Annotated in this window: 21 protein-coding genes; 15 read left to right on the top strand and 6 right to left on the bottom strand. The window is 66.3% G+C overall.

Going from position 1 to position 19,335, the window contains the following annotated elements; translation table 11 throughout:
- Positions 1 to 14: 14 nt before the first annotated feature.
- Positions 15 to 755 carry a nucleotidyltransferase domain-containing protein gene (locus E0L93_RS08350; RefSeq protein WP_132690859.1) on the top strand — a complete coding sequence of 247 codons (741 nt, stop codon included), beginning with the start codon at positions 15 to 17 and terminating at the stop codon, positions 753 to 755.
- Here the strand turns inward: E0L93_RS08350 and E0L93_RS08345 are convergent.
- The 5 genes from E0L93_RS08345 to E0L93_RS08325 form a co-directional block, all read right to left on the bottom strand.
- Complete coding sequence (locus tag E0L93_RS08345) at positions 748 to 3,213, bottom strand: ABC transporter ATP-binding protein/permease (protein WP_132690857.1); 2,466 nt, start codon at positions 3,211 to 3,213, stop codon at positions 748 to 750. The genes E0L93_RS08350 and E0L93_RS08345 overlap by 8 nt on opposite strands.
- Positions 3,210 to 4,193: an ABC transporter permease gene (locus tag E0L93_RS08340; protein ID WP_132690855.1), complete on the bottom strand. Its 984-nt coding sequence runs from the start codon at positions 4,191 to 4,193 to the stop codon at positions 3,210 to 3,212. The genes E0L93_RS08345 and E0L93_RS08340 overlap by 4 nt, the downstream gene beginning before the upstream one ends.
- Positions 4,194 to 4,215: 22 nt before the next feature.
- On the bottom strand, positions 4,216 to 4,827 hold the full coding sequence (locus E0L93_RS08335) for a hypothetical protein (protein ID WP_132690853.1): 612 nt from the start codon (positions 4,825 to 4,827) through the stop codon (positions 4,216 to 4,218).
- Entirely contained in the window at positions 4,824 to 5,399 is a 576-nt protein-coding gene (locus E0L93_RS08330; protein ID WP_132690851.1) for a phosphate starvation-inducible protein PhoH, read from the bottom strand. Before E0L93_RS08330 ends, E0L93_RS08335 begins: the two co-directional genes overlap by 4 nt.
- A 61-nt stretch (positions 5,400 to 5,460) precedes the next feature.
- Positions 5,461 to 7,068 carry an ABC transporter substrate-binding protein gene (locus E0L93_RS08325; RefSeq protein WP_132690849.1) on the bottom strand — a complete coding sequence of 536 codons (1,608 nt, stop codon included), beginning with the start codon at positions 7,066 to 7,068 and terminating at the stop codon, positions 5,461 to 5,463.
- Positions 7,069 to 7,228: 160 nt separating this feature from the next.
- Between E0L93_RS08325 and fni the strand changes: the two genes are divergently transcribed.
- The 11 genes from fni (at position 7,229) to ruvB (ending at position 14,565) form a co-directional block, all read left to right on the top strand.
- A complete protein-coding gene (gene fni / locus E0L93_RS08320) occupies positions 7,229 to 8,242 on the top strand; it encodes a type 2 isopentenyl-diphosphate Delta-isomerase (RefSeq protein ID WP_132690847.1) in 1,014 nt (337 codons plus the stop codon).
- A 51-nt stretch (positions 8,243 to 8,293) separates the two neighbouring features.
- Positions 8,294 to 8,641, top strand: a complete 348-nt coding sequence (locus E0L93_RS08315; RefSeq protein ID WP_207890382.1) for a TraR/DksA family transcriptional regulator — start codon at positions 8,294 to 8,296, stop codon at positions 8,639 to 8,641.
- A gap of 34 nt (positions 8,642 to 8,675) precedes the next feature.
- Complete coding sequence (locus E0L93_RS08310; protein WP_165874245.1) at positions 8,676 to 9,800, top strand: ArsA family ATPase; 1,125 nt, start codon at positions 8,676 to 8,678, stop codon at positions 9,798 to 9,800.
- Positions 9,761 to 9,856, top strand: a complete 96-nt coding sequence (locus E0L93_RS16575) for a hypothetical protein (protein WP_424511426.1) — start codon at positions 9,761 to 9,763, stop codon at positions 9,854 to 9,856. Before E0L93_RS08310 ends, E0L93_RS16575 begins: the two co-directional genes overlap by 40 nt.
- Positions 9,840 to 10,037 (top strand): hypothetical protein, encoded by a 198-nt coding sequence (locus E0L93_RS08305; protein ID WP_132690845.1) that lies wholly within the window; start codon positions 9,840 to 9,842, stop codon positions 10,035 to 10,037. Before E0L93_RS16575 ends, E0L93_RS08305 begins: the two co-directional genes overlap by 17 nt.
- 84 nt (positions 10,038 to 10,121) lie before the next feature.
- Positions 10,122 to 11,012 carry a pyridoxal 5'-phosphate synthase lyase subunit PdxS gene (gene pdxS / locus E0L93_RS08300; RefSeq protein WP_132690843.1) on the top strand — a complete coding sequence of 297 codons (891 nt, stop codon included), beginning with the start codon at positions 10,122 to 10,124 and terminating at the stop codon, positions 11,010 to 11,012.
- Entirely contained in the window at positions 11,002 to 11,586 is a 585-nt protein-coding gene (gene pdxT / locus E0L93_RS08295; protein WP_132690841.1) for a pyridoxal 5'-phosphate synthase glutaminase subunit PdxT, read from the top strand. Before pdxS ends, pdxT begins: the two co-directional genes overlap by 11 nt.
- Positions 11,583 to 12,344 (top strand): YebC/PmpR family DNA-binding transcriptional regulator, encoded by a 762-nt coding sequence (locus E0L93_RS08290; RefSeq protein WP_132690839.1) that lies wholly within the window; start codon positions 11,583 to 11,585, stop codon positions 12,342 to 12,344. The genes pdxT and E0L93_RS08290 overlap by 4 nt, the downstream gene beginning before the upstream one ends.
- Positions 12,345 to 12,450: 106 nt before the next feature.
- Entirely contained in the window at positions 12,451 to 12,948 is a 498-nt protein-coding gene (gene ruvC, locus E0L93_RS08285) for a crossover junction endodeoxyribonuclease RuvC (protein ID WP_132691332.1), read from the top strand.
- 24 nt (positions 12,949 to 12,972) lie between these two features.
- Positions 12,973 to 13,557, top strand: a complete 585-nt coding sequence (gene ruvA, locus E0L93_RS08280) for a Holliday junction branch migration protein RuvA (RefSeq protein WP_132690837.1) — start codon at positions 12,973 to 12,975, stop codon at positions 13,555 to 13,557.
- Positions 13,558 to 14,565, top strand: a complete 1,008-nt coding sequence (ruvB, locus tag E0L93_RS08275; RefSeq protein ID WP_243638162.1) for a Holliday junction branch migration DNA helicase RuvB — start codon at positions 13,558 to 13,560, stop codon at positions 14,563 to 14,565.
- Between the two features lie 8 nt (positions 14,566 to 14,573).
- On the opposite strand, the gene ilvD is transcribed toward ruvB, so the two are convergent.
- Positions 14,574 to 16,259 carry a dihydroxy-acid dehydratase gene (gene ilvD / locus E0L93_RS08270; protein ID WP_132690835.1) on the bottom strand — a complete coding sequence of 562 codons (1,686 nt, stop codon included), beginning with the start codon at positions 16,257 to 16,259 and terminating at the stop codon, positions 14,574 to 14,576.
- 98 nt (positions 16,260 to 16,357) lie between these two features.
- On the opposite strand from ilvD, the gene E0L93_RS08265 reads away from it, so the two are divergent.
- The 3 genes from E0L93_RS08265 (at position 16,358) to E0L93_RS08255 (ending at position 19,332) form a co-directional block, all read left to right on the top strand.
- Entirely contained in the window at positions 16,358 to 17,791 is a 1,434-nt protein-coding gene (locus tag E0L93_RS08265) for a patatin-like phospholipase family protein (RefSeq protein ID WP_132690833.1), read from the top strand.
- 158 nt (positions 17,792 to 17,949) lie between these two features.
- Complete coding sequence (locus E0L93_RS08260) at positions 17,950 to 18,564, top strand: cupin domain-containing protein (RefSeq protein ID WP_132690831.1); 615 nt, start codon at positions 17,950 to 17,952, stop codon at positions 18,562 to 18,564.
- Positions 18,565 to 18,726: 162 nt separating this feature from the next.
- Entirely contained in the window at positions 18,727 to 19,332 is a 606-nt protein-coding gene (locus E0L93_RS08255; RefSeq protein WP_132690829.1) for a hypothetical protein, read from the top strand.
- The last annotated feature ends 3 nt before the right edge of the window (positions 19,333 to 19,335 follow it).

Here is a 19,335-nt window from a genome sequence, read left to right as displayed (position 1 = left end):
TTTGTGTGTGAGGAGTGGTAGGGGAGCGTCCCGACATAGAGCCGCTGGTGGCCCAATTGCGGCGGTGCGCGGGCTTGGCGGGAATAGCTCTGGTCGGTTCGTTCGCCCGCGGCGAGGCGCGGTCGGGGAGCGACCTGGACATGGTGGCGCTGGTTGAAGGGGAGAGCCCCGAGCGGGTAGAGACGTTCCTTTATCACGGGTGGCCGGTGGAGGTCCTCTTCAAGAGCGAGGTGGAGGTCTGGAAGGCCGTGGAGGAAGAGACTCTGCCTGAGAAAGTGGTCCCGGCCTGGGCGGAGGCCCGGATACTGTACGACCCGGAGGGGCGTTTCGCGCGCCTGGTGGCGGAGATCCGGCAGCTCTACCGCAAGGGACCGCCCCCGATGAGCGCGGAGGAGCGGCGGTACGCGAGCTTCGAGCTGGAGCACCTGCGGAGACTGCTGCTGGAGCGTGCGCAGAGCGAAGAGCTGGATGAACGGGCGACGCTCGCGCTGCTGCTGGCGCAGGCCGTCCGGTTCGGGGCGGACGCCCTGATCCGGCTCAAGGGCGAGTGGCCGGCGAACCCGCGCAGAACCGTCCCCGCGCTGCGAGAGGTAGACGGCGAGTCGGCGGAGCTGGCGGTGCGGGCTCTCGCCGGGGGCCGAATGGATCTCGCCCGCGCCTTTCTGGAGCGGGTGCAGGGCGAGCTCGGCGGGCCGCCGCGGGAGCTGGGAGGCGTTCTTCCGGATCCGAAGCGCGGGCCGTCCCCCTTTACGTAGCGCGGTTCTCTTCCGGCAGCCCGGCACGCACGAGCTGCCGGGTGTAGGGTTCTTTCGGCTTCCGGATAACCGACTCCACCGGGCCGCGCTCCACAACCCGTCCCCGGCGCAGCACCACCAGCCGGTCGCAGAAGGCGCGGGCGAGGAGCAGGTCATGCGTGATGCACAGGTAGGAGACTCCAAGGTCTTCTTTGAGGCGCTCCAGCGACTCTAGCAGATCTTTGCGCAGCCCGGCGTCGAGCATGGAGGTGGGCTCATCCAGCACGACGAGGCGTGGCTGCAGCACCCCGGCGCGGGCGAGGGCCACGCGCTGGCGCTCGCCGCCGGAGAGCTCTGAAGGGTAGCGTTCGGCGTAGCGAGCGGGGTCCAGGTCCACCTCTCTCAGAGCTTGTTGCATCCGGTCTTCGACCTTTGGCTCGCCGTGGATGCGCAGGGGTTCGGATACTATCTCACGCACCCGCAGGTGTTCGGGCAGCGACTGGTAGGGATCCTGGAAGACCAGGTGCAGGCGCTTGCGCGCGGCTCGCAGCTCGCGCCGGGAGAGGTCGTTGAGAACTCGGTTTTCGAACCGTATCTGTCCTGCATCCGGGCGTTCGAGGCCCAGGATCATGCAGGCCAGGGTGCTCTTGCCGGCCCCGCTCTCTCCTATGAGGCCCACTACTTCTCCTTCCCGGACCTCGAAGCTTATTCTGTCGGCTGCAATGGCGTTCCGGTAGGCTTTGGAGACGCCTTCGAGCCGGAGCAGCGGTGTCCTGTCGGTAGAGGTGAGTGGGGGGCGGAGGCGCTCAGGCCGGGCGGCCTGCAAGAGACGGCGGGTGTACGGGTGTTGGGGGCGGGAGAGGATCTCATCCGCCGGTCCCGCCTCGACTATCCTGCCCTCTTGCATCACCGCCAGAGTGTCCACCGTGCGGCTCACTACCGGCAAATCGTGGGAGATGAGGAGGATGGCGAGGTTCATCTCTCTCTGGAGGCGTTTGAGGAGTCGGAGGATCTCGCCCTGTATGCGGGGGTCGAGGCCTGTGGTGGGCTCGTCCACGACCAACAGGTCGGGCTCGTTGGCCAGCGCCATTGCGATGACGGCGCGCTGGCGCATGCCGCCCGAGAATTCGTGCGGGTAACTTCCGGCCCGCGCGCGCGGGATGCCGACCGCCTCCAGCATCTCTAGCGCCCGCTCGCGGGCGGTCTTACGGCTCACCGGGCGGTGGAGCCGGATGGCCTCGGCGATCTGGTTCGCGACGGGGAGGATGGGGTTGAGCGCGTTCATCGCTGTCTGCGGGACGAGCGCCACCCGGTCGCCGCGCAGCTCGCGCAGCCGCTTCTCCGGGGCTCCCAGCAGATCTTCCCCGGCGAGCAAGACTCGGCCCGAAGTGATACGTGCCGGGGCCCGCAGCAGGCCCATGACCGCAAAGACCAGCGTGCTCTTGCCGCTACCCGAAGCCCCCACGACGCCGAGCGTACGTCCCCGGGGCAGCTTCAGGCTTGCCCCGTCTACGGCCCGCCGCTCTCCGTACTCTATTGTGAGGGCTTCGATCTCGAGCAGGCAGTCTCCCCGGCGCGGACCTTGGGCCGGGAGGCTGCGGCGTACCTGAGCAGGGGCGAGCGCGTGCAACCGGGGCCGGGTGCGCTCCTCCAGAGCGAAGCCTATAAAAGCAAAGGACAGGACCGCGAGGGCGATACAGAGCCCGGGCGGGACGACCCACCAGATCCAGGCGTCCGTAAGAAAGGCGCTGCGGGCGTTGGCGTAGAAGAGGATCGTGCCCCAGCTCTGCTTGATGGGGTCCCCGAGGCCCAGAAAGCTCAGGGAAGCCTCAAGCAGGATAGCTATATTCGCGGCGCGGACGAACTGGGGGATCACGAGCGGGAAGACCGCCGGCAGGAGGTGGCGGCGGAGTATGTAGGTCCCTCCCGCACCCATCGCCCGGGCGGCCCGGACGTGGTCCCGCTGGCTGACCGAGAGCACCTGGGAGCGCAACTCCCTGGCCGCTCCGGCCCAGATGACGCTGGAGATCACGATGATCTCCGTCGAGAGCCCCGGTCCGAGGAAGACTCCTATCACGATCATGAGGGGCAGGAAGGGCAGGGATAGCGCGACATCCACCAACCTCATCAGCACCGCGTCTGTTACGCCGCCGAAGTACCCGGAGGCCAGTCCGACCGCGGTGCCGATAACGGTCGCGGCTACCGCTGCCGCGACGCCCACGACGAGCGAGATGCGGGTGCCGAAGATGAGGCTGCTCAAGAGATCGTTCCCGACGTCGTTAGCCCCGAGCGGGTGGGCGAGGCTCGGCGCGGCGAAGGGCGGCGCTACCCGGGCGCTGGGGTCGTAGGGGGCGAGAAGCGGCGCGAGTACGGCCACGAGCGTGAAGAACCCTATTATCCCGAGCCCGACCACGCCCAGAGCAGGTATCCTGCGCCGGTCCGGGATCCACGAGCCGGGCGTTGCTCCGGACTGCTTCACCGGTTCGCTCCCGGCCGGCGCACTCTGGGGTCCAGCAACGGGTAGGTGAGGTCCGCCAGGAGGTTGGCGGAGATCACGCCCACCGTGACCAGGAGGAAGGCCCCCTGCAGCAGGGGGTAGTCCCGGGCGAGCACACCCTCGTAGATGAGCCGTCCCAGCCCCGGGTAGGCGAAGACGGTCTCTATGACGACCGCGCCGCTGACCAGCGTACCCAGGCTCAGCGTGAAGTTGGTGTAGACGGGCAAAAGCGCGTTGCGCAGGGCGTGGCGGAAGACGACGCCGCGCTCGCTGACGCCTTTGGCCTCGGCCATGGTCGTGTAGTCCTCGCCCAGCGTCGTGAGCATGGAGGCCCGGGAGAGCAGGAAGACGCTACCGCTGGTCGCCAGCGTGATGGCGATGACGGGCAGGACCAGGTGGCGGGCGACGTCCCACACGTGCGCCAGCCCGTCGAGACTCACGAGCGAGACGGCGCCGTACGTCGGGAACAGCCCGAGGGTGACCGAGAAGACGGAGATCAGGATCATCCCGATCCAGAACCCCGGCATGGCCTCCAGAGAGAGGATGCCCACCATCAGGCCCGTGTCGCGGGCACTGCCGCGCTTCCAGGCGGCTATGGTGCCGGCCGTGATACCGATGAAGGTGCTGAGTACCGTCGCGCAGCCTACCAGGAGCAGCGTCCACGGCAGGCGGTCTATGAGCACGTCGGCTACCGGCTGCCCGAACCGGACCGAGGTGCCGAGCTCGAACCGGGCCACGTTCACCCAGTACATGCCGTACTGCACGAGCAAGGGCTCATCGAGGCCGTACTGGCTCAACACCTGCTCCCTCTGCTCCGGCGTGAGCGCGTTGACCTCGTCGCCGAGGAGGTAATTTATGGGGTCTCCGGGGGCCACGCGGGTCAGGAGGAAGTTGAGCGTCAGCGCAACCCAGAGGACGAGGACGTACTGTCCTATTCGGTTTCCTAATCTTCCCGGAGGCACCGCCAGGCCCTTCGGTGCGCTCTCACAGCAACTCTCTGACCACCCACGGCAAGAACCCGTCCAGGAAGCGTTCGGTTGCGGGCATGAAGTAAGAGCCGAAGTGGTACAGCGGGTCCAGGGTGGTGACGAGCAGCGTGCCGGGCGTACTGACCCGGTCTATGTAGAGCAGCGCGCCCTCGTCTCGCAGAGCGATGAGGGTCTCCGCTCCTTCTGGTGGGTGTAGCAGGCCGTGGTAGTGCCAGGTGGCGTCGTCGAGTTCGATGTAGCCGAAGAGGCTGTGGTCCGGGTTGTGGCAGACTAAGCCGAGGTCTGCACCCGGCTCCAGCCACCACCAGAAGTTTGTGGGGCGGTGCTCCCATTTGAGTCCGGGTAGCCACACCGGAGGATGCTCCCCGCCGCTGAAGACGAGCACGGTGCCGCCGCGGTCCAGGTAAGCGAGCACGGAGCCCGCCGCTTCGTCGAGCTTGCCTCTGTGGAGGCGTTCGGGGATGAGAAGGCCGTCGAAGCCGTCGAGGTCGGCTCCGGGAAGGTCGGGCAGGTAGATGAGCCCGGAGAGCCAGCGGCGGTACTTGGGCTCGTTGAGGGCGCGGTGGTGTGGGGCGGAGCCGCCGTAGACGGCGGCGAGCTTCTTCATGAGGTCTCCTTCTCGATCCAGGCCAGAAGCTGCGGCGCGATGAGGCTCGCCGTGGTCTCCGGGGCGTCGTCGCTGTATAGCCTGTCGAGTCCGAAACCGAGAAGGTCGTAACAGGCGGAGACGAAGATGACACCCCGGGTGCTCCGCCGGTCCACGTAGACCACCGGCTCCCCGCCGGGGAGCGTGAGGATCACCTCGACTCCTTCGGGCGGCGGGTTGTGCCCGCGGGCGAAGAAGCCTGCGACACCGCGGCGGAAGGTGAGGTCTTTTGTCTCCACGCCCTCGAAGATAGGGTGGTCCTTGGCTTTGTGGATCTCGTAGTCTTGGAAGGAGCGGATCTCCTTCGGCACGAATGTTCCGGCTCCGGGCAGCCACTCACGCGAGAGGTGGCCGCTGAAGACGAGGACTTTCCCGGAGTCGAGGAAGTCCTGGATCCTCTTCCGCTCCCGATACAGCAATTCCTGGTCCACATTGCCCGTGATCATGAGGGCGACATAGGGGCTCAGTTCTGCCTCCGGTAGTTCGTACATGTCGAGAGACTCGACTCTCTCACGGATGAAGTCGTATTTCATATGGGGCATCGTGCCGAGCCCGGTGTCGAGCATTGCGATGCGGGCGGACTTGCTCGGCGAACTAGAACCGCTCGGTGATCGCGTTGGCTTCATTGCCGACCTCCTCGGGCAGGAACGACCATTTGTGCACGATGCCGTAGCCCGGCGACTCCACCCAGCCGTCGTGGGCGTCGGGACGGTAGGCCCACCGCTCTTCGGGGTAGTACAGGACGATGGATGTAGGCTGACTATTGAAAAGCTCCTGCATCTCGAAGGAGATGCGGGTACGCTCCTCTACGGTCGTGGCTTGCATCCACTCCTCGATCAGGGCTTCCATCTCGGGATATGGAACCTCTGGCAGGTTCCAGAGGTATCCCGAACGGTGGGACATGATGAATTGGGTGGGATCGGCCACGCCGTGAGCCGTGATCGTGCCCAGGCTGGTGTCAAAGTCGCGCGAGGTGAAGAGCTCTCCCATGGCGCCGGGATCCAGGGTCTGAACCGTCATGGAGATGCCGGCCTCGCCGAGCTGCTTCACTACCAGTTCGGCGGCGCGTACCTGCGAGGGTTCGGTCCCGGCGACCTTGATGGTGAACTCCAAGGGATTCCCGTCCGGCGTCTCGCGTACGCCGTCGCCGTCGCGGTCAACGAACCCTAGACCATCGAGTATCTGCCGGGCACGCTCCGGATCGTATGGCTGCCGGTTGTCTGGACTGGTCCAGGGAGAGTCAGGGTGTGGATACCCCTGCGTACCGGGACGTCCCTGTCCGAGCAAGACCGTGTCCAGAAGCTCCCGGCGATCGACCGCCAAAGAGAATGCCTGTCGGAACTCCGGTATGTCGAAGGGCTCGCGCTCGTAGTTGATCCTTATCTCATCGAATTGCAGCGGGGCGGTCTCGGCCAGCGCTATGGCCCGCGAGCTCTCGAACTCCGGGACCAGCTCCGGTGGAACGTTGCGCGCGGCGGCGTCGAGCTCGCCGGATCTGAGCGCCGTGAAGGTCGCCGCTGTATCCTCGATGATCGGCATCACCAGCTCGTCCACAAGCGGCCTGCCCGCGAAGTAGTCCTCGTTGGCCTCAAATCGGTATCCCCGCTCGGCGCTGTACTCGACCAGCCTGTACGGTCCGGTTCCGACCGGCAACTCGTTATAGGTCGCCGCCCGATCCCCAGGCACATCCTCCCAGATGTGCTGGGGCAGGATCGGCAGATCCGCCAGCGTCACCGGCCCCAACTCCGGACACGGGTAGGCGCACGAGAGCCGCAGCGTGTTCTCATCTACTATCTCAACCTCCTCGACGTGCGGAACCTCGCTGATGTGATGCGTCCAACGCCCGGTCGGAGCTTCAAGGAAATACTCAAAGGTGAACTTTACGTCCCCGGCCGCGAACGGCTCTCCATCGTGCCAGGTGATCCCGTCTCTGACGGTAACCTCCCACGTCTCGGGATCTATCCGCTCCACACTCTCCGCCAGCCATGGCCGCGGCTCCTCCACATAAGGTGACGGCGCTAACAGCTTGTCATAGACCAGCTCCGTCAGCGGCTCCTCGTGCTGAGCGAAGATGTTGAGCGGACCAACGTCCTGAGGTACAGCGATCGTAAGCCGGTCCGCCTCCCCAGAACCTCCTCCACAACCGAAGGCGAATATCAGTAGCGCAACCCCCACCCCCAGAAGACCACCAGACCTCAACACCTCCGCAACCTCCGATTGTTAGTAATGAGATCCAATGTCAATAACATGCGAACAGCTTACATGCGGGGTGTTCGAGTTGTCAAGCATTCGCAAGAGGGTATGTTTTGTGGAATTGCTGTCTCTGGTGTGGGAGTGGGGCGGGCAGTAGTATCATGGGCCTGTGAGCGAGCCTCGGGATACGCTGGCGCGGCGCAAGAAGGAGCACATCCGGGTGTGCCTGGAGGAGGATGTGCGGCATCCGGTGCTGACCACCGGTTTTGAGGCGGTACGGCTGCCGTATGCCAGTCTGCCGGAGGTAGACTTGGAGGCGGTGGATCTCTCGTGCGAGATGTTGGGGCGGCGGCTCTCGATGCCGTTCATGGTCTGCGGGATGACCGGTGGGGCGCGGCTCTCCGGCACCATAAACCGCAATCTGGCGCGGGCCGCTCAGGAGTGCGGGGTGGCGCTCGGTCTGGGCTCCATGCGGGTCGCTCTGGAGGTTCCCGAGGCTGCGGAGAGCTTCCGGGTGCGCAAGCTCTGTCCGGACGTGCCGCTGTGGGCGAACCTGGGGGCCGTGCAGCTCAACCGCGGATGTGGGGTCGGGGAGTGCATGAGGCTCGTGGAGATGGTCGAGGCCGACGGGATATGCCTGCACCTCAACGCGCTGCAGGAGGTGGCCCAGCGCGGGGGGGACACGGACTGGAGGGGGCTGGCGGAGAAGATCGGGGAGGTCGCCGGGGCGCTGCCCGTTCCGGTGATCGTCAAGGAAGTGGGGTTCGGGATCGGGCAGAGGATCGCGGAGCTGCTGGGGAAGATGCCCGTGTGGGGCGTGGACGTTGGGGGAGCCGGGGGGACCTCCTGGCTGGAGGTGGAGAAGCGCGTTTGGGGGAGGGAGGATCTGGATGCCTTCGACGAGTTCGGAACCCCGACGGCCGAGAGCATCCGGGTGGTGCGCGAGGCGTGCCCGGAGAAGTTCGTCATCGGGGCTGGTGGTGTGCGAACCGGGGTGGATGCGGTCAAGGCGCTGGTTCTCGGGGCGGACATGGCCGGAGCTGCGATGCCGCTGCTCGCTCCCGCAACAGAGTCGGCGGGAGCGGTCGTGCGGTGGCTGGAGCGTTTCCGGCGCGAGATGCAGGTTGCGGCGTTCGCCGTGGGAGCTGCGGATGTGCGGGCGCTGCGGCTGGCGGGCGTCTGAGATAGTCTAGAATGCGGTAAGACCGGCTATTCTGGGAGAGAGGTGTGGCCTGTGGCTAACCCGGAACTGGATCAGGAATTCATTGTACGGCAGCGAAAGAGGCTGGAGCAGATGCGGGAGGAGATCCTGCGCATGCATACCGAGCAGGCGCAGCAGGAGGAGTGGGAGAACCTCGCCGACCGGGGGGATATAGGGCAGCACCTGCACGCCCGTCAGATGGAGGCCACGGTCGGCCGCCAGCTCGCGCGGCGGCTGGAGAACATAGAGCGGGCCCTGCAGAAGATCGAGGAAGGGACCTACGGTATCTGTGACGAGACCGGAGAGCCCATCCCCCGGGGACGGCTGGAAGCCGTCCCGGAGGCCGTATACACCATCGAGGCCCAGCGGCGCAGAGAGTAGCGCCGGCGGCCCGGCTCCGGGATAGAATCCCGTTATGAGGACGATTCTCTACACCGGCAAGGGCGGTGTCGGGAAGACGAGCGTCGCTGCCGCGACGGCGCTGAAGGCCGCGCGCGGCGGAAAGAGGGTGCTCGTGATGAGCACCGATCCTGCGCACTCGCTCGCAGACGCCTTCGATGCGCCCATCGGGCCGGAGCCCAAAGAGATGGAGAGCGGGCTGTGGGCTCAGGAGATGGACCGGTCGGTCATGATCGAGGAGTACTGGGGCGAGATCCGGAACTATGTCACCGCGGTCTTCGAGTGGCAGGGCACCGCAGACGTGGCCGCCGACGAACTGGCGATGCTCCCGGGGATGGACGAGGTCTTCGGACTCCTCGCGGTACGCCGGCACCACCGGGAGGGCCGCTACGACGCCCTCATCCTCGATGCCGCGCCAACCGGGGAGACGCTCAAGCTCCTCAGCCTCCCGGACCAGATGAGCTGGTACGTCGAGAAGATCATGCCCGTCCACCGCCGGGTGGCGAAGATTGCGCGCCCCTTCGCCCGCCGCACGAAGGCCCTGCCGCCGCTACCGGAGGACAGCGTCTTCGCCGCCGGTCAGAGGTTCTATGAAGCGATAGCCGGGGTCGAGGAGATCCTCACCGACAGAGAGAACGCCAGCGTGAGGCTGGTCACGAATGCGGAGAAGATGGTGATCGCCGAGGCCCGCCGGGCCTATGCCTATCTGAACCTCTACGACTACGGGGTGGACGCTGTGGTGGTAAATAAGGTGCTCCCCGAAGAAGTGTCGGACCCGTACTTCGCGCGCTGGCGTGAGGCCCAGGAGCGCCATCTGCGCGCCATCGAGGAGTCCTTCGCTCCGATACCGATCCTCAAAGCCCGCCTCTTCGAGCGCGAGATGTATGGGGTGGAGGCCTTATCGGCGCTCGCGGAGGACATTTTCGGCGGCATAGAGCCGCTGGGGATGCTCTTCCGGGGCGCGACGCACGAGATCGTCAAGAACGGTGCCGGCGGGTATGAGGTTGTCCTGAACCTGCCGCTGGTTGAGAAGGGAGAGGTTTCTCTCTCTCTAAGCGCGGGGCAGAGCTCTTCGTACGCGTCGGTGGGCATCGCAGGAACATCCTGCTGCCCGATTCCCTGGCGCGCCTGCAGGCCGTAAGAGCGAAGCTGGAAGAAGGAAAGCTGAGGGTGAGGCTGGATGAGAAACAGGCGTAGCGGACATCCCCTTCTGGGGCTCATAGCATACGCGCTGGTGCGCGGCGAGCGGCGCAGGAAAGCGGAGGATCACTTCCGCCGGGCCGGGTTCGAGGTGCTGAAGGGCGTGCGCGAGCTCGCCCTTCCGAAGCGCACCGAGGAAGTTCCGCATCCGCAGCGCAAGCGCATAGACATAGAGTAGCGGGGCGATTGGTTGCCGCCGGACGGAGTAGTAGAATAATCTCCGAGAATCCCTGATAAACCCCTGATAAATCCGGGAGTGGATATGGCGGAGAACGCGCAGTCGACCGGGACGTTCCGGGTCAAGAGCGGCATGGCTCAGATGCTCAAGGGCGGCGTCATCATGGACGTCACCAGCGCCGAGCAGGCGAAGATAGCCGAGGAGGCCGGCGCGGTGGCGGTAATGGCGCTCGAAAGGGTGCCGGCGGACATAAGGGCCGAAGGCGGCGTGGCACGGATGGCCGATCCGGAGAAGATCGCCGAGATCCAGGCCGCCGTCAGTATCCCCGTCATGGCCAAGGTGCGCATCGGGCACTTCGTCGAGGCGCAGGTGCTTGAGGCGCTGGAGGTGGACTACATAGACGAATCGGAGGTGCTGACACCCGCCGATGAGGCGAACCACATAAACAAGTGGGCCTTCAAGGTGCCCTTCGTGTGTGGGGCTACGAACCTTGGGGAGGCGCTGCGGCGCATCGGCGAGGGGGCGGCCATGATCCGCTCCAAGGGTGAGGCCGGCACCGGCAACGTGGTCGAGGCGGTCAGGCACATGCGGGCGATCACCGGCGAGATAAGGCGGCTTGCCACCCTCGGGGAGGAGGAGCTGATGTCGGCGGCCAAGCAGCACGGCGCTCCCTACGAGCTGGTGAAGTGGGTTGCGCAGAACGGGCGGCTGCCGGTGGTGCTCTTTACCGCCGGGGGTATAGCCACGCCGGCGGATGCGGCGATGATGATGCAGCTCGGGGCGGACGGCGTGTTCGTCGGCAGCGGCATCTTCAAGAGCGGAGATCCGGTAAAGCGGGCGGCCGCGATAGTCAGGGCCACGACCAACTACAAGGATCCGCGGGCCATCGCCGAGGCCAGCAAGGGGCTCGGCGAGGCGATGGTCGGGCGCAGCGTGGGAGAGCTGGAGGAGCGGCTGGCGGTCCGTGGCTGGTAACGGGGACAGAGTAGGGGTTCTGGCCCTGCAGGGGGACTTCCGGGAGCACGTCCAGATCCTGCAGCGGCTGGGCGTGGAGCCCGTGGAGGTACGCCGGCCGGAGGAGCTGGAAGACCTGGCAGGCCTCATCATCCCCGGCGGCGAGTCCACCACCATCGGCAAGCTGATGCTGGAGAACGGACTCCTGGACGCGGTGCGCAGCTATTACTACCGGAACGGGAAGGTGTGGGGCACGTGCGCCGGGATGGTGCTGCTGGCCTCGGCCACTACGGGGCCGCCGCAGCCCCTGATCGCGCTCATGAACGCCCTGGTGGAGCGCAACGGCTTCGGGCGGCAGGTGCACTCCTTCGAGCGGGAGCTGGACGTGAAGGGCTTCGACGAGCCGTTCCCCGGCGTCTTCATCCGCGCCCCGTTCTTCGAGGAGGTCGGGCCGGGCGTCGAGGTGCTGAGCGAGGTCCAGGGCCGCATAGTGGCCGCCGCCGGCGAGCGGGTGCTCGCCACCGCCTTCCACCCGGAGCTGACGGACGATACCAGGTTCCACGAGTACTTCCTGCAGGAGGTGTGCGGCATATGAGCGGTCACTCCAAGTGGTCTACCATAAAGCGCAAGAAGGGCGCTCAGGATGCCCGGCGCGGTGCGCTATTCGCCAAGCTCTCGCGGGCCATCTCCGTCGCGGCGCGCGAAGGCGGGGGAGATCCGGAGGCCAACCCGGCGCTGGCTCTGGCAATCCAGAAGGCCAAAGACGCCAACATGCCCAATGACAACATAGAGCGCGCCATAGCCCGGGGCATCGGTGCGGGTGCCGAGGGCGAGGCGTACGAGCGCATAACCTACGAGGGCTACGCCCCGGGTGGGGTTGCGGTGCTGGTCGAGGTGCTCACCGACAACCGCAACCGGGCGGCCTCGGACGTGCGCTACCTCTTCTCCAAGCACGGCGGCAAGCTGGGGACCAGCGGCTCGGTCTCCTACCTCTTCGAGCGGAGGGGCGTGATCCTGGTCCCTGCCGGCAGCGTGGGCGAGGATGAGCTGATGGAGGCCGCCCTCGAAGCCGGAGCCGAGGACGTGGAGCTGGACGGGAGCCACTACCGGGTAGTCACCGAGGCGAGCGACTTCATGACCGTGCGCCGGGGGCTTGAGGAGGCCGGGATAGAGTACGAGAGCGCTCAGCTCTCGATGGAGCCCATGAACACCGTGGAGCTGGACGCATCCACCGCGAGGCAGACCCTGCGCCTGATAGAGGCTCTCGAAGAGAACGACGACGTGCAGGAGGTCTACGCCAACTTCGACATATCCGAAGAAGTAATGTCATCCGTCGTGAGCGAAAAATCCTGACACCCTCCGGGTGGTTGCGCAGCTCCGGTGTGCCCACCAGATATTGTGCCCCGTGCAGAGCGCGCTCCGGCGCGCTAACCTCTAGGGCATGGAGGGCAGGCGCGGCATTACGGTGCTCGGCGTAGACCCCGGCACGGCCCGGATGGGTTGGGGGGTGGTGCGTCAGGAGGGGAGGAAGCTGCGGTATCTGGATCACGGCACCATCACCACCCCTGCGGGCTGGATCATGCCGCGGCGGCTCAACCGCCTCTTCGAGAGCGTTACCGAGCTGGTGCGCTCCTTCCGGCCGGACGCGGTGGCCATCGAGGAGCTCTTCTTCAACACCAACGTAACCACCGCCATCACCGTCGGGCAGGCGCGCGGGATGGCGATCCTGGCCGCCTACCGGTGCGGGGCCGAGGTCTACGAGTACACGCCGCTGCAGGTCAAGCAGGCTATAACCTCCTACGGTCGGGCGGACAAGCGGCAGGTGCAGGAGATGGTGCGAACGCTGCTGAACCTGAAGGAGATCCCCAGGCCCGACGACGCGGCCGACGGGCTCGCCATAGCCGTCTGCCACGCTTTCTCGACCCGGATGAACGCCAGGATGGCGGTGGGAAAGTAAGGGATCATGCCGGATAATTGGGGCATGATACACCGTCTGCGCGGAGAGCTGGTAGAGAAGAGCGGTGAGGGGGCCGTCCTAGACGTGGGCGGGGTAGGATATTACGTTGCCACGCCGCTCTCCACCCTGAGAAAGCTGCCGCGGGTGGGGCAGGAGTGCGTCCTGCACACCCGGATGGTCGTCCGGGAGGACGCCATCCAGCTCTTCGGGTTTGCTACGAGGGAGGAGCGGGCTTCGTTCGACGCCCTGACCGCCGTGAGCAAGGTGGGGCCGAAGCTGGCGCTCGCGGTGCTCTCGGCGCTCTCTCCGGCCCAGATCTCGGAGGCAGTGGGGCGCGGGGATGTGACGAAGCTGGCCTCCGTGCCGGGGCTTGGGAAGAAGACGGCCGAGCGGCTGGTCTTGGAGCTCAGGGGGAAAGACTTCGTCCCGTTCGAACCGCAGGTCTCGGGCAACGGCGCAGGAAGCGCGTACTTGGAGGCGCGGGAGGCGCTCACCGGTCTGGGATACTCGCTGGAGGAGGCCGAGCAGGTACTCCGGGATGTGCCCGAGCAGGACTCGGTGCAGGAGTACGTGAAGGCGGCGTTGCGCAAGATAGGGAGCGAGCGCTAGGTGGAAGAGTTCCAAAACGGCGTGGACCCGCTGGACCCGGAGCTGCACGCCGGGGACGACGACCTCTCGCTCCGGCCGCGCACGCTGGAGGAGTTCATCGGGCAGGAGCAGCTCAAAGAGAACCTGCGCATCTTCGTGGAGGCCGCCCGGCGGAGGGGGGAGCCACTGGACCACGTGCTGCTCGCCGGCCCACCGGGGCTCGGGAAGACCTCGCTCTGCCGCATTCTGGCCAACGAGATGGGGGTTAACATCTCCATCACCAGCGGTCCCACACTGGAGCGCGCGGGCGACATCGCGGCGATCCTCACCTCGCTTGAGGACGGGGACTTCCTGTTCATAGACGAGATCCACCGCCTCAACCGCGCCGTCGAGGAGGTGCTCTACCCGGCGATGGAGGACTTCGAGATAGACATCGTTCTCGGCCAGGGGCCTTCGGCGCGCACGATCCGCATGGACGTGCCGAGGTTCACCCTGGTGGGAGCGACCACCCGCACCGGCCTCATAACCTCGCCGCTGCGGGACCGCTTCGGGTTCTCCAGCCGGCTCGACTACTACTCGGCCGGAGAGCTGCAGCGGTTAGTGGAGCGCAATGCCGGGATCCTCGGCATCCCGATAGACGAGGGCGGGGCGCGGCAGCTCGCCGGCCGCAGCCGGGGGACGCCGCGCATCGCGAACCGGTTGCTCAAGCGCGCCCGGGATTACGCGGAGGTGCGGGGCGGCGGCTTCATAGACGAGGCTACCGCACGGGCTGCGCTGGAGATGCTTGGGGTGGACGAACTGGGCCTGGACCGGGTGGACCGGGAGTACCTGGAGCTGGTAATCCGGAAGTTTGACGGCGGGCCGGTGGGCCTGGGAACCATCGCGGTTGCTCTCGGTGAAGCCCGGGACACCGTGGAGGACGTCTACGAGCCTTACCTCCTGCAGTCCGGCCTGATCCAGCGCACCAGCCGGGGGCGAATCGCCACGCGCCGCGCCTACGACCACCTCGGCGTGCCGGTTCCGGAGTAGGGGCTCGCTTAGAGATCCGGGTTCGTGACGGCTCCTTCGGAGGCCGAGCTCACGAGTGCGGCGTACTTGGCCATCACTCCCGTCCGGTAGCGGGGTTCCGGAGGCACCCACTCCCGCAGCCGGGCTTCGAGCTCCCGGTCTGGTATCTCAACGCTGAGCGTCCGGTTCTCGATGTCGAAGACGACGGTATCTCCTTCGCGCAGGGCCGCGATGGGGCCGCCGTGCGCCGCCTCCGGGGCGACGTGCCCGGCCATGAGCCCGCGGGTGGCTCCGGAGAACCGGCCGTCCGTCAGGAGCGCGACCGACTCTCCGAGCCCCTGGCCGACCAGCGCGGCGGTAACCCCGAGCATCTCGCGCATTCCGGGGCCGCCCTTCGGGCCTTCGTACCGGATCACGACCACGTCGCCGGCGTTGATCCGGCCGTGGGTGACGGCTTCCATCGCCTCTTCTTCCGACTCGAAGACGCGGGCCGGGCCCCGGTGGTAGAGGCGCTCGTGGCCGGCGACCTTGATCACGCACCCCTCCGGAGCCAGGTTGCCCTTCAGGATCACGAGCCCGCCGGTCTGCTTGAGCGGTTGCTCGACGCTCACCACCACCTCCTGCCCCGGCGTCTCTTCGGCCCCGGCGGTCTCCTCTTCCAGGGTGCGCCCCGTGGGGGTTAGCTGCGCGCCGTCTACGAGCCCGGCGTCTACCAGGCGCTTGCCGAAGAGCTTCGTGCCTCCGGCCCGGTCCAGGTCGAAAGCCGTGTAACGCCCGCCGGGCTTGAGGTCCGCGATGATAGGGGTGCGGCGGCTGATCCGGTCGAAGTCCTCTATCTTCAGCGGTATTCCCGCCTCGCGGGCGAGCGCCAGCAGGTGCAGCACACCGTTGGTGGAGCCGCCGCTGGCGGCGATGGCCGCGATGGCGTTCTCGAACGATTGCCGGGTGAGGTAGTCCGAGGGCTTGAAGTTCCGCTGTAGCAGATCCATCACCAGTTTTCCGGCTTCCACGCAGACCTCGTCCTTGCGCGGGTCGGTGGCGGGCGGGCTGGCCGAGCCGACCGGCGAGAGGCCCAGGAACTCCAGCGCCATGGCCATCGTGTTGGCGGTGTACTGGCCGCCGCAGGCCCCGGCCCCCGGACAGGCGGACTCCTCCAGCTCCCGGAGGTCCTCGTCGGTCATCTTGCCCGCGGCGTGGGCTCCCACGGCCTCGAAGACGTCCTGGATGGTGACGTCCCGGCCCTTGAAGCGGCCCGGAGCTATGGAGCCGCCGTAGACGACGATGCCCGGTACGTCCAGCCGCAGGAGCGCCATCGCCGCTCCGGGGATGGTCTTGTCGCAACCCACGATGGCGACCACGGCGTCGAACATGTGGCCCCGGCCCACGAGCTCGATGGAGTCGGCGATCACCTCCCGGCTTATGAGCGAGGTCTTCATGCCTTCGGTGCCCATCGTGATGCCGTCCGAGATGGAGATGGTGTTGTACTCCATCGGGGTGCCGCCCGCGGCGCGCACGCCCTCCTTTACGCGCTCGGCCAGTCTTCGCTGATTGAAGTTGCAGGGCATGGTCTCGGTCCAGGTGTGCGCCACCCCCACGATGGGGCGCGAGAGATCCTCGTCCGAGAACCCAATGGCCCTGAGGAACGAACGGGCCGGAGCCCGGTCTCTGCCTTCCAGTATCCTGCGGCTGCGCCGGCGCGTGTCTATAGTATCCATGGAATCATTGTGCAGCGTCGGGCGGCTCTCCGCAACGGTGATCTCCGCATCGGGGGGCGCTACCCTGAAGTAGAGGCGATGTACGCGGAAAGGAGAAGATGCAATCCGGTGAGAGGAAGCGGATCGCGATAGCCTGCCAGGGCGGTGGAAGCCATACCTCGTTTACGGCCGGAGCTCTTAAGGGGCTGCTCGCCCGGGGACACGAGAAGTACGACTTTGTGGCTTTCAGCGGGACCTCCGGAGGGGCGGTGTGCGCTCTTCTGGCATGGTACGCCCTGCTGGAGCGCGGCGCGGGAGAGGCCGGAGCGCGGGAGGCGGGCCGGCTGCTCGACGGTTTCTGGCTCCGGGATAATGCCGCCACGGACCTGCCGGAACGGCTCCTTAACGACTGGCTTGTGGGGTGGATGCGCTGGCAGAAGGCGACCGGTGTGCTGATCGAGGGTAGCCCCAACGCCTTCTCGGACTACTGGCAGCGCCGGCTGCGCCGGTCGCTCGAGCGCAATGTCCTCTTCGAGCGGATAGACGAGAGGCTCGTCACGCCCGTGAGCCCCATGCTCTTCATCGGAGCCGTGGACGTCCTCTCCGGGGAGTTTAAGGTCTTCAAGAGCCATAGAAGACGCCCCGGGGAGCCCTCCTGGGTCTTCAACGACGAGCCCGGGGACGGCATAGGGGTAGAGGCCGTGCTCGCCTCGGCCGCCATACCCCCGATCTTTCGGGCCGTGCGCATCGGCGAGCGCGTCTACTGGGACGGCCTGTTCTCCCAGAATCCCCCGATCCGTGAGCTGCTCGACGCCCGCCCCGACGAGGTGTGGGTGATCCAGATAAACCCCAGCAGGATGGCACCCCGGCCGTGGAGCCCGCGTCCCGGCGACGAACCCGCCTCGGTGGTGGATGTCATGGATCGGCGCAACGCACTCGCAGGTAACATCTCGCTGAACCAGGAGCTGCACTACGTCGAGAAGATCAACGAGCTCGTGCAAGAGCTGGGCGAGGGCGAACGCCCCCGCGACCGGCGGCTCCGCCTCAAGAACGGCAAGGAGTACCGCCCGGTCGTGCTGCGGCGGATCGAGATGTCTTGGCCGCTGGGCGCCGCCTCGAAGCTGGACCGGAATCCCGCCTTCATCCGCCGGATGATGGCCTACGGCGAAGAGCGCGCCGGGGAACTGTTCGCAGCACTGGCCTTCGAGAGAACGTGGGCCTCACGCGATCCCCGCGCCGTGGCCGGGCTCTTCACCGGGGACGCCGAGATCCACCTAGAGCGGCCGCTCTTCGGAGAGCACAGTACTTACCAGGGACGCCGGGAGATCGAGCAGTTCGCCCGGAGATACCTGGCCGGAGATGAGAGCGTGCGTCTCGACCTGACCAGAAAACAGGTGGCAGGCGAGACCGTAACCTGGACCGTGAAGGTCTCTCCCCAACACTCCGGCGGAACAGAACCCAGGCCGACAGAGGGAACGGCCGAGGCCGTCTTCGAGAGAGAACGGGTGAGAAAACTTACCTTCTCCCCGAACCCGCCAGACTCCCACCGGTAGCCCGGGGAGACCTCCAGCGCCTCCGCCGCCGAGACCCACCACAGGAATTCCAGAAAAAACTCCACCGGTTTGTTGCAGGTGTTTCTTTAATGTGACAAAATTATTTACCGTAAAGTTTTGTGCAAGTAAAACAGCTGGGGAAGGGAGGGCGGGTGTCATTGACGAGGGGTTCCGGCCACGATACGGGCGGTACTGGGCGCGAGGAGGAGATCCGGGCCATTGGGGCGGCGATCCGGCGGCGGCGGAAAGAGCGGGGGATGTCCTTGAAGGAGCTGAGTGAGCGGTCGGGGCTTTCGAGCGGGTTCCTTTCGCTGGTCGAGCGGGGGCGTTCGGCGTTGGCTATCACCTCGCTTTACAACGTGGCGCGGGCGCTTGACGCCGACATGGCCAGTTTTCTACCGGGTGAGCGGGCGATGGAGGAGAGGCATCCTCTGCCGCACGTAGTTCGGGCTGAGGAGAACAGCAAGCTGGAGATGATCTCCAGCGAGCGCACGTACAAGATGCTCTCTCCGCGGGGGCCGGGGCTGGTTTTGGAGCCTCTGCTGGTCACCGTGCAGCCCAGCGAGGATTTCGAGGAGCCGTATACTCATGAAGGGGAGGAGTTCGCGTACGTGTTATCGGGGGAGTTGATCTACCTCGTAGACGGCCGGGAGTACCGGCTTGGTCCCGGCGACAGCATCCACGTGAAATCCACGGTGCCGCACGCGATTCACAATCCTTCGGACGAGCCGGCTCAGGTGCTGTGGGTCCTGACGCCGCGGCTCTTCAGGTAGTGGTTCTAGAGGGGATTAGAAAGGGGGAGGCGATGATCTGCGTTCCGCTTCTGTGGCGCGGGTGCGTCTCAGGTCTGCTGCGGCGGTTCAGGTAATTCCGGTGACGCTCTCTTGCCGGTGGTCCGGCGGGGGCGAATACATCCGATCAAGGAGCGTACAGAAGTGCAGTCTACAAGGCAGACCGAGCTCGTCCAGCGCCAGCCCATCCTGAGTGCGCGGCAGGTGGCGATCACCGTGATCTTCGGTGCGATAGCCGGCGCGTTCGAGTTGTTGCAGATCACGATCCCCGGGTATCTGCCGGGCGTCAACTTCAGCCTGAGCGGGATCTGGATCTCGCTCGCCACCATGATCGGCGGCCCGATAGTCGGGACGATAGTGGCCTTCGTGGACGCCATCACCGGGCAGGTGGGAATTCTCGGCTGGCCGGGGTTCACGATCCACGTCCTGATCCTGGCCGCGCTGTACCCGAGGGTGTACAGGATCCAGAACCCCACCCGGCGGCTCGCGGGATACCTGGTGGCGACCATGATCGCGCTCTTCTTCCAGTACTGGTGGTGGATCGCGCTCTACTCGTTCGTGCTGGAGATAATCCCGTTCCGGGCGCAGCTCATCCTGCAGTTCGGCTACGCCTACTGGGTCTACCTCGCCATCTACTTCCTCATCCCGGCCATCGTGCTGGCGCGGGCCCCGCAGTTCGTCGCTCCGGAGTGGCGCTGGCCCTGGCAGAAGCCGGAGGATGCCGGGGATGAGGGCGGGCGTGTAAGGTAGCCG

The organism is Rubrobacter taiwanensis, from assembly GCF_004337705.1.
GTDB classification, from domain to species: domain Bacteria; phylum Actinomycetota; class Rubrobacteria; order Rubrobacterales; family Rubrobacteraceae; genus Rubrobacter_C; species Rubrobacter_C taiwanensis.
The sequence above is the reverse complement of the archived record's forward strand: the minus strand, read 5'-3'. Positions and strand labels throughout refer to the sequence as shown.

Coding starts and splice junctions, on each gene's coding strand:
- E0L93_RS08335 (WP_132690853.1), bottom strand. CDS start 4,827: ATGAAGAAGCTCGCCGCCGTCTACGGCGGCTCCGCCCCACACCACCGC.
- E0L93_RS08330 (WP_132690851.1), bottom strand. CDS start 5,399: ATGAAATACGACTTCATCCGTGAGAGAGTCGAGTCTCTCGACATGTAC.
- E0L93_RS08310 (WP_165874245.1), top strand. CDS start 8,676: ATGAGGACGATTCTCTACACCGGCAAGGGCGGTGTCGGGAAGACGAGC.
- E0L93_RS08305 (WP_132690845.1), top strand. CDS start 9,840: ATGAGAAACAGGCGTAGCGGACATCCCCTTCTGGGGCTCATAGCATAC.
- pdxS (WP_132690843.1), top strand. CDS start 10,122: ATGGCGGAGAACGCGCAGTCGACCGGGACGTTCCGGGTCAAGAGCGGC.
- E0L93_RS08290 (WP_132690839.1), top strand. CDS start 11,583: ATGAGCGGTCACTCCAAGTGGTCTACCATAAAGCGCAAGAAGGGCGCT.
- ruvA (WP_132690837.1), top strand. CDS start 12,973: ATGATACACCGTCTGCGCGGAGAGCTGGTAGAGAAGAGCGGTGAGGGG.
- ilvD (WP_132690835.1), bottom strand. CDS start 16,259: ATGGATACTATAGACACGCGCCGGCGCAGCCGCAGGATACTGGAAGGC.
- E0L93_RS08265 (WP_132690833.1), top strand. CDS start 16,358: ATGCAATCCGGTGAGAGGAAGCGGATCGCGATAGCCTGCCAGGGCGGT.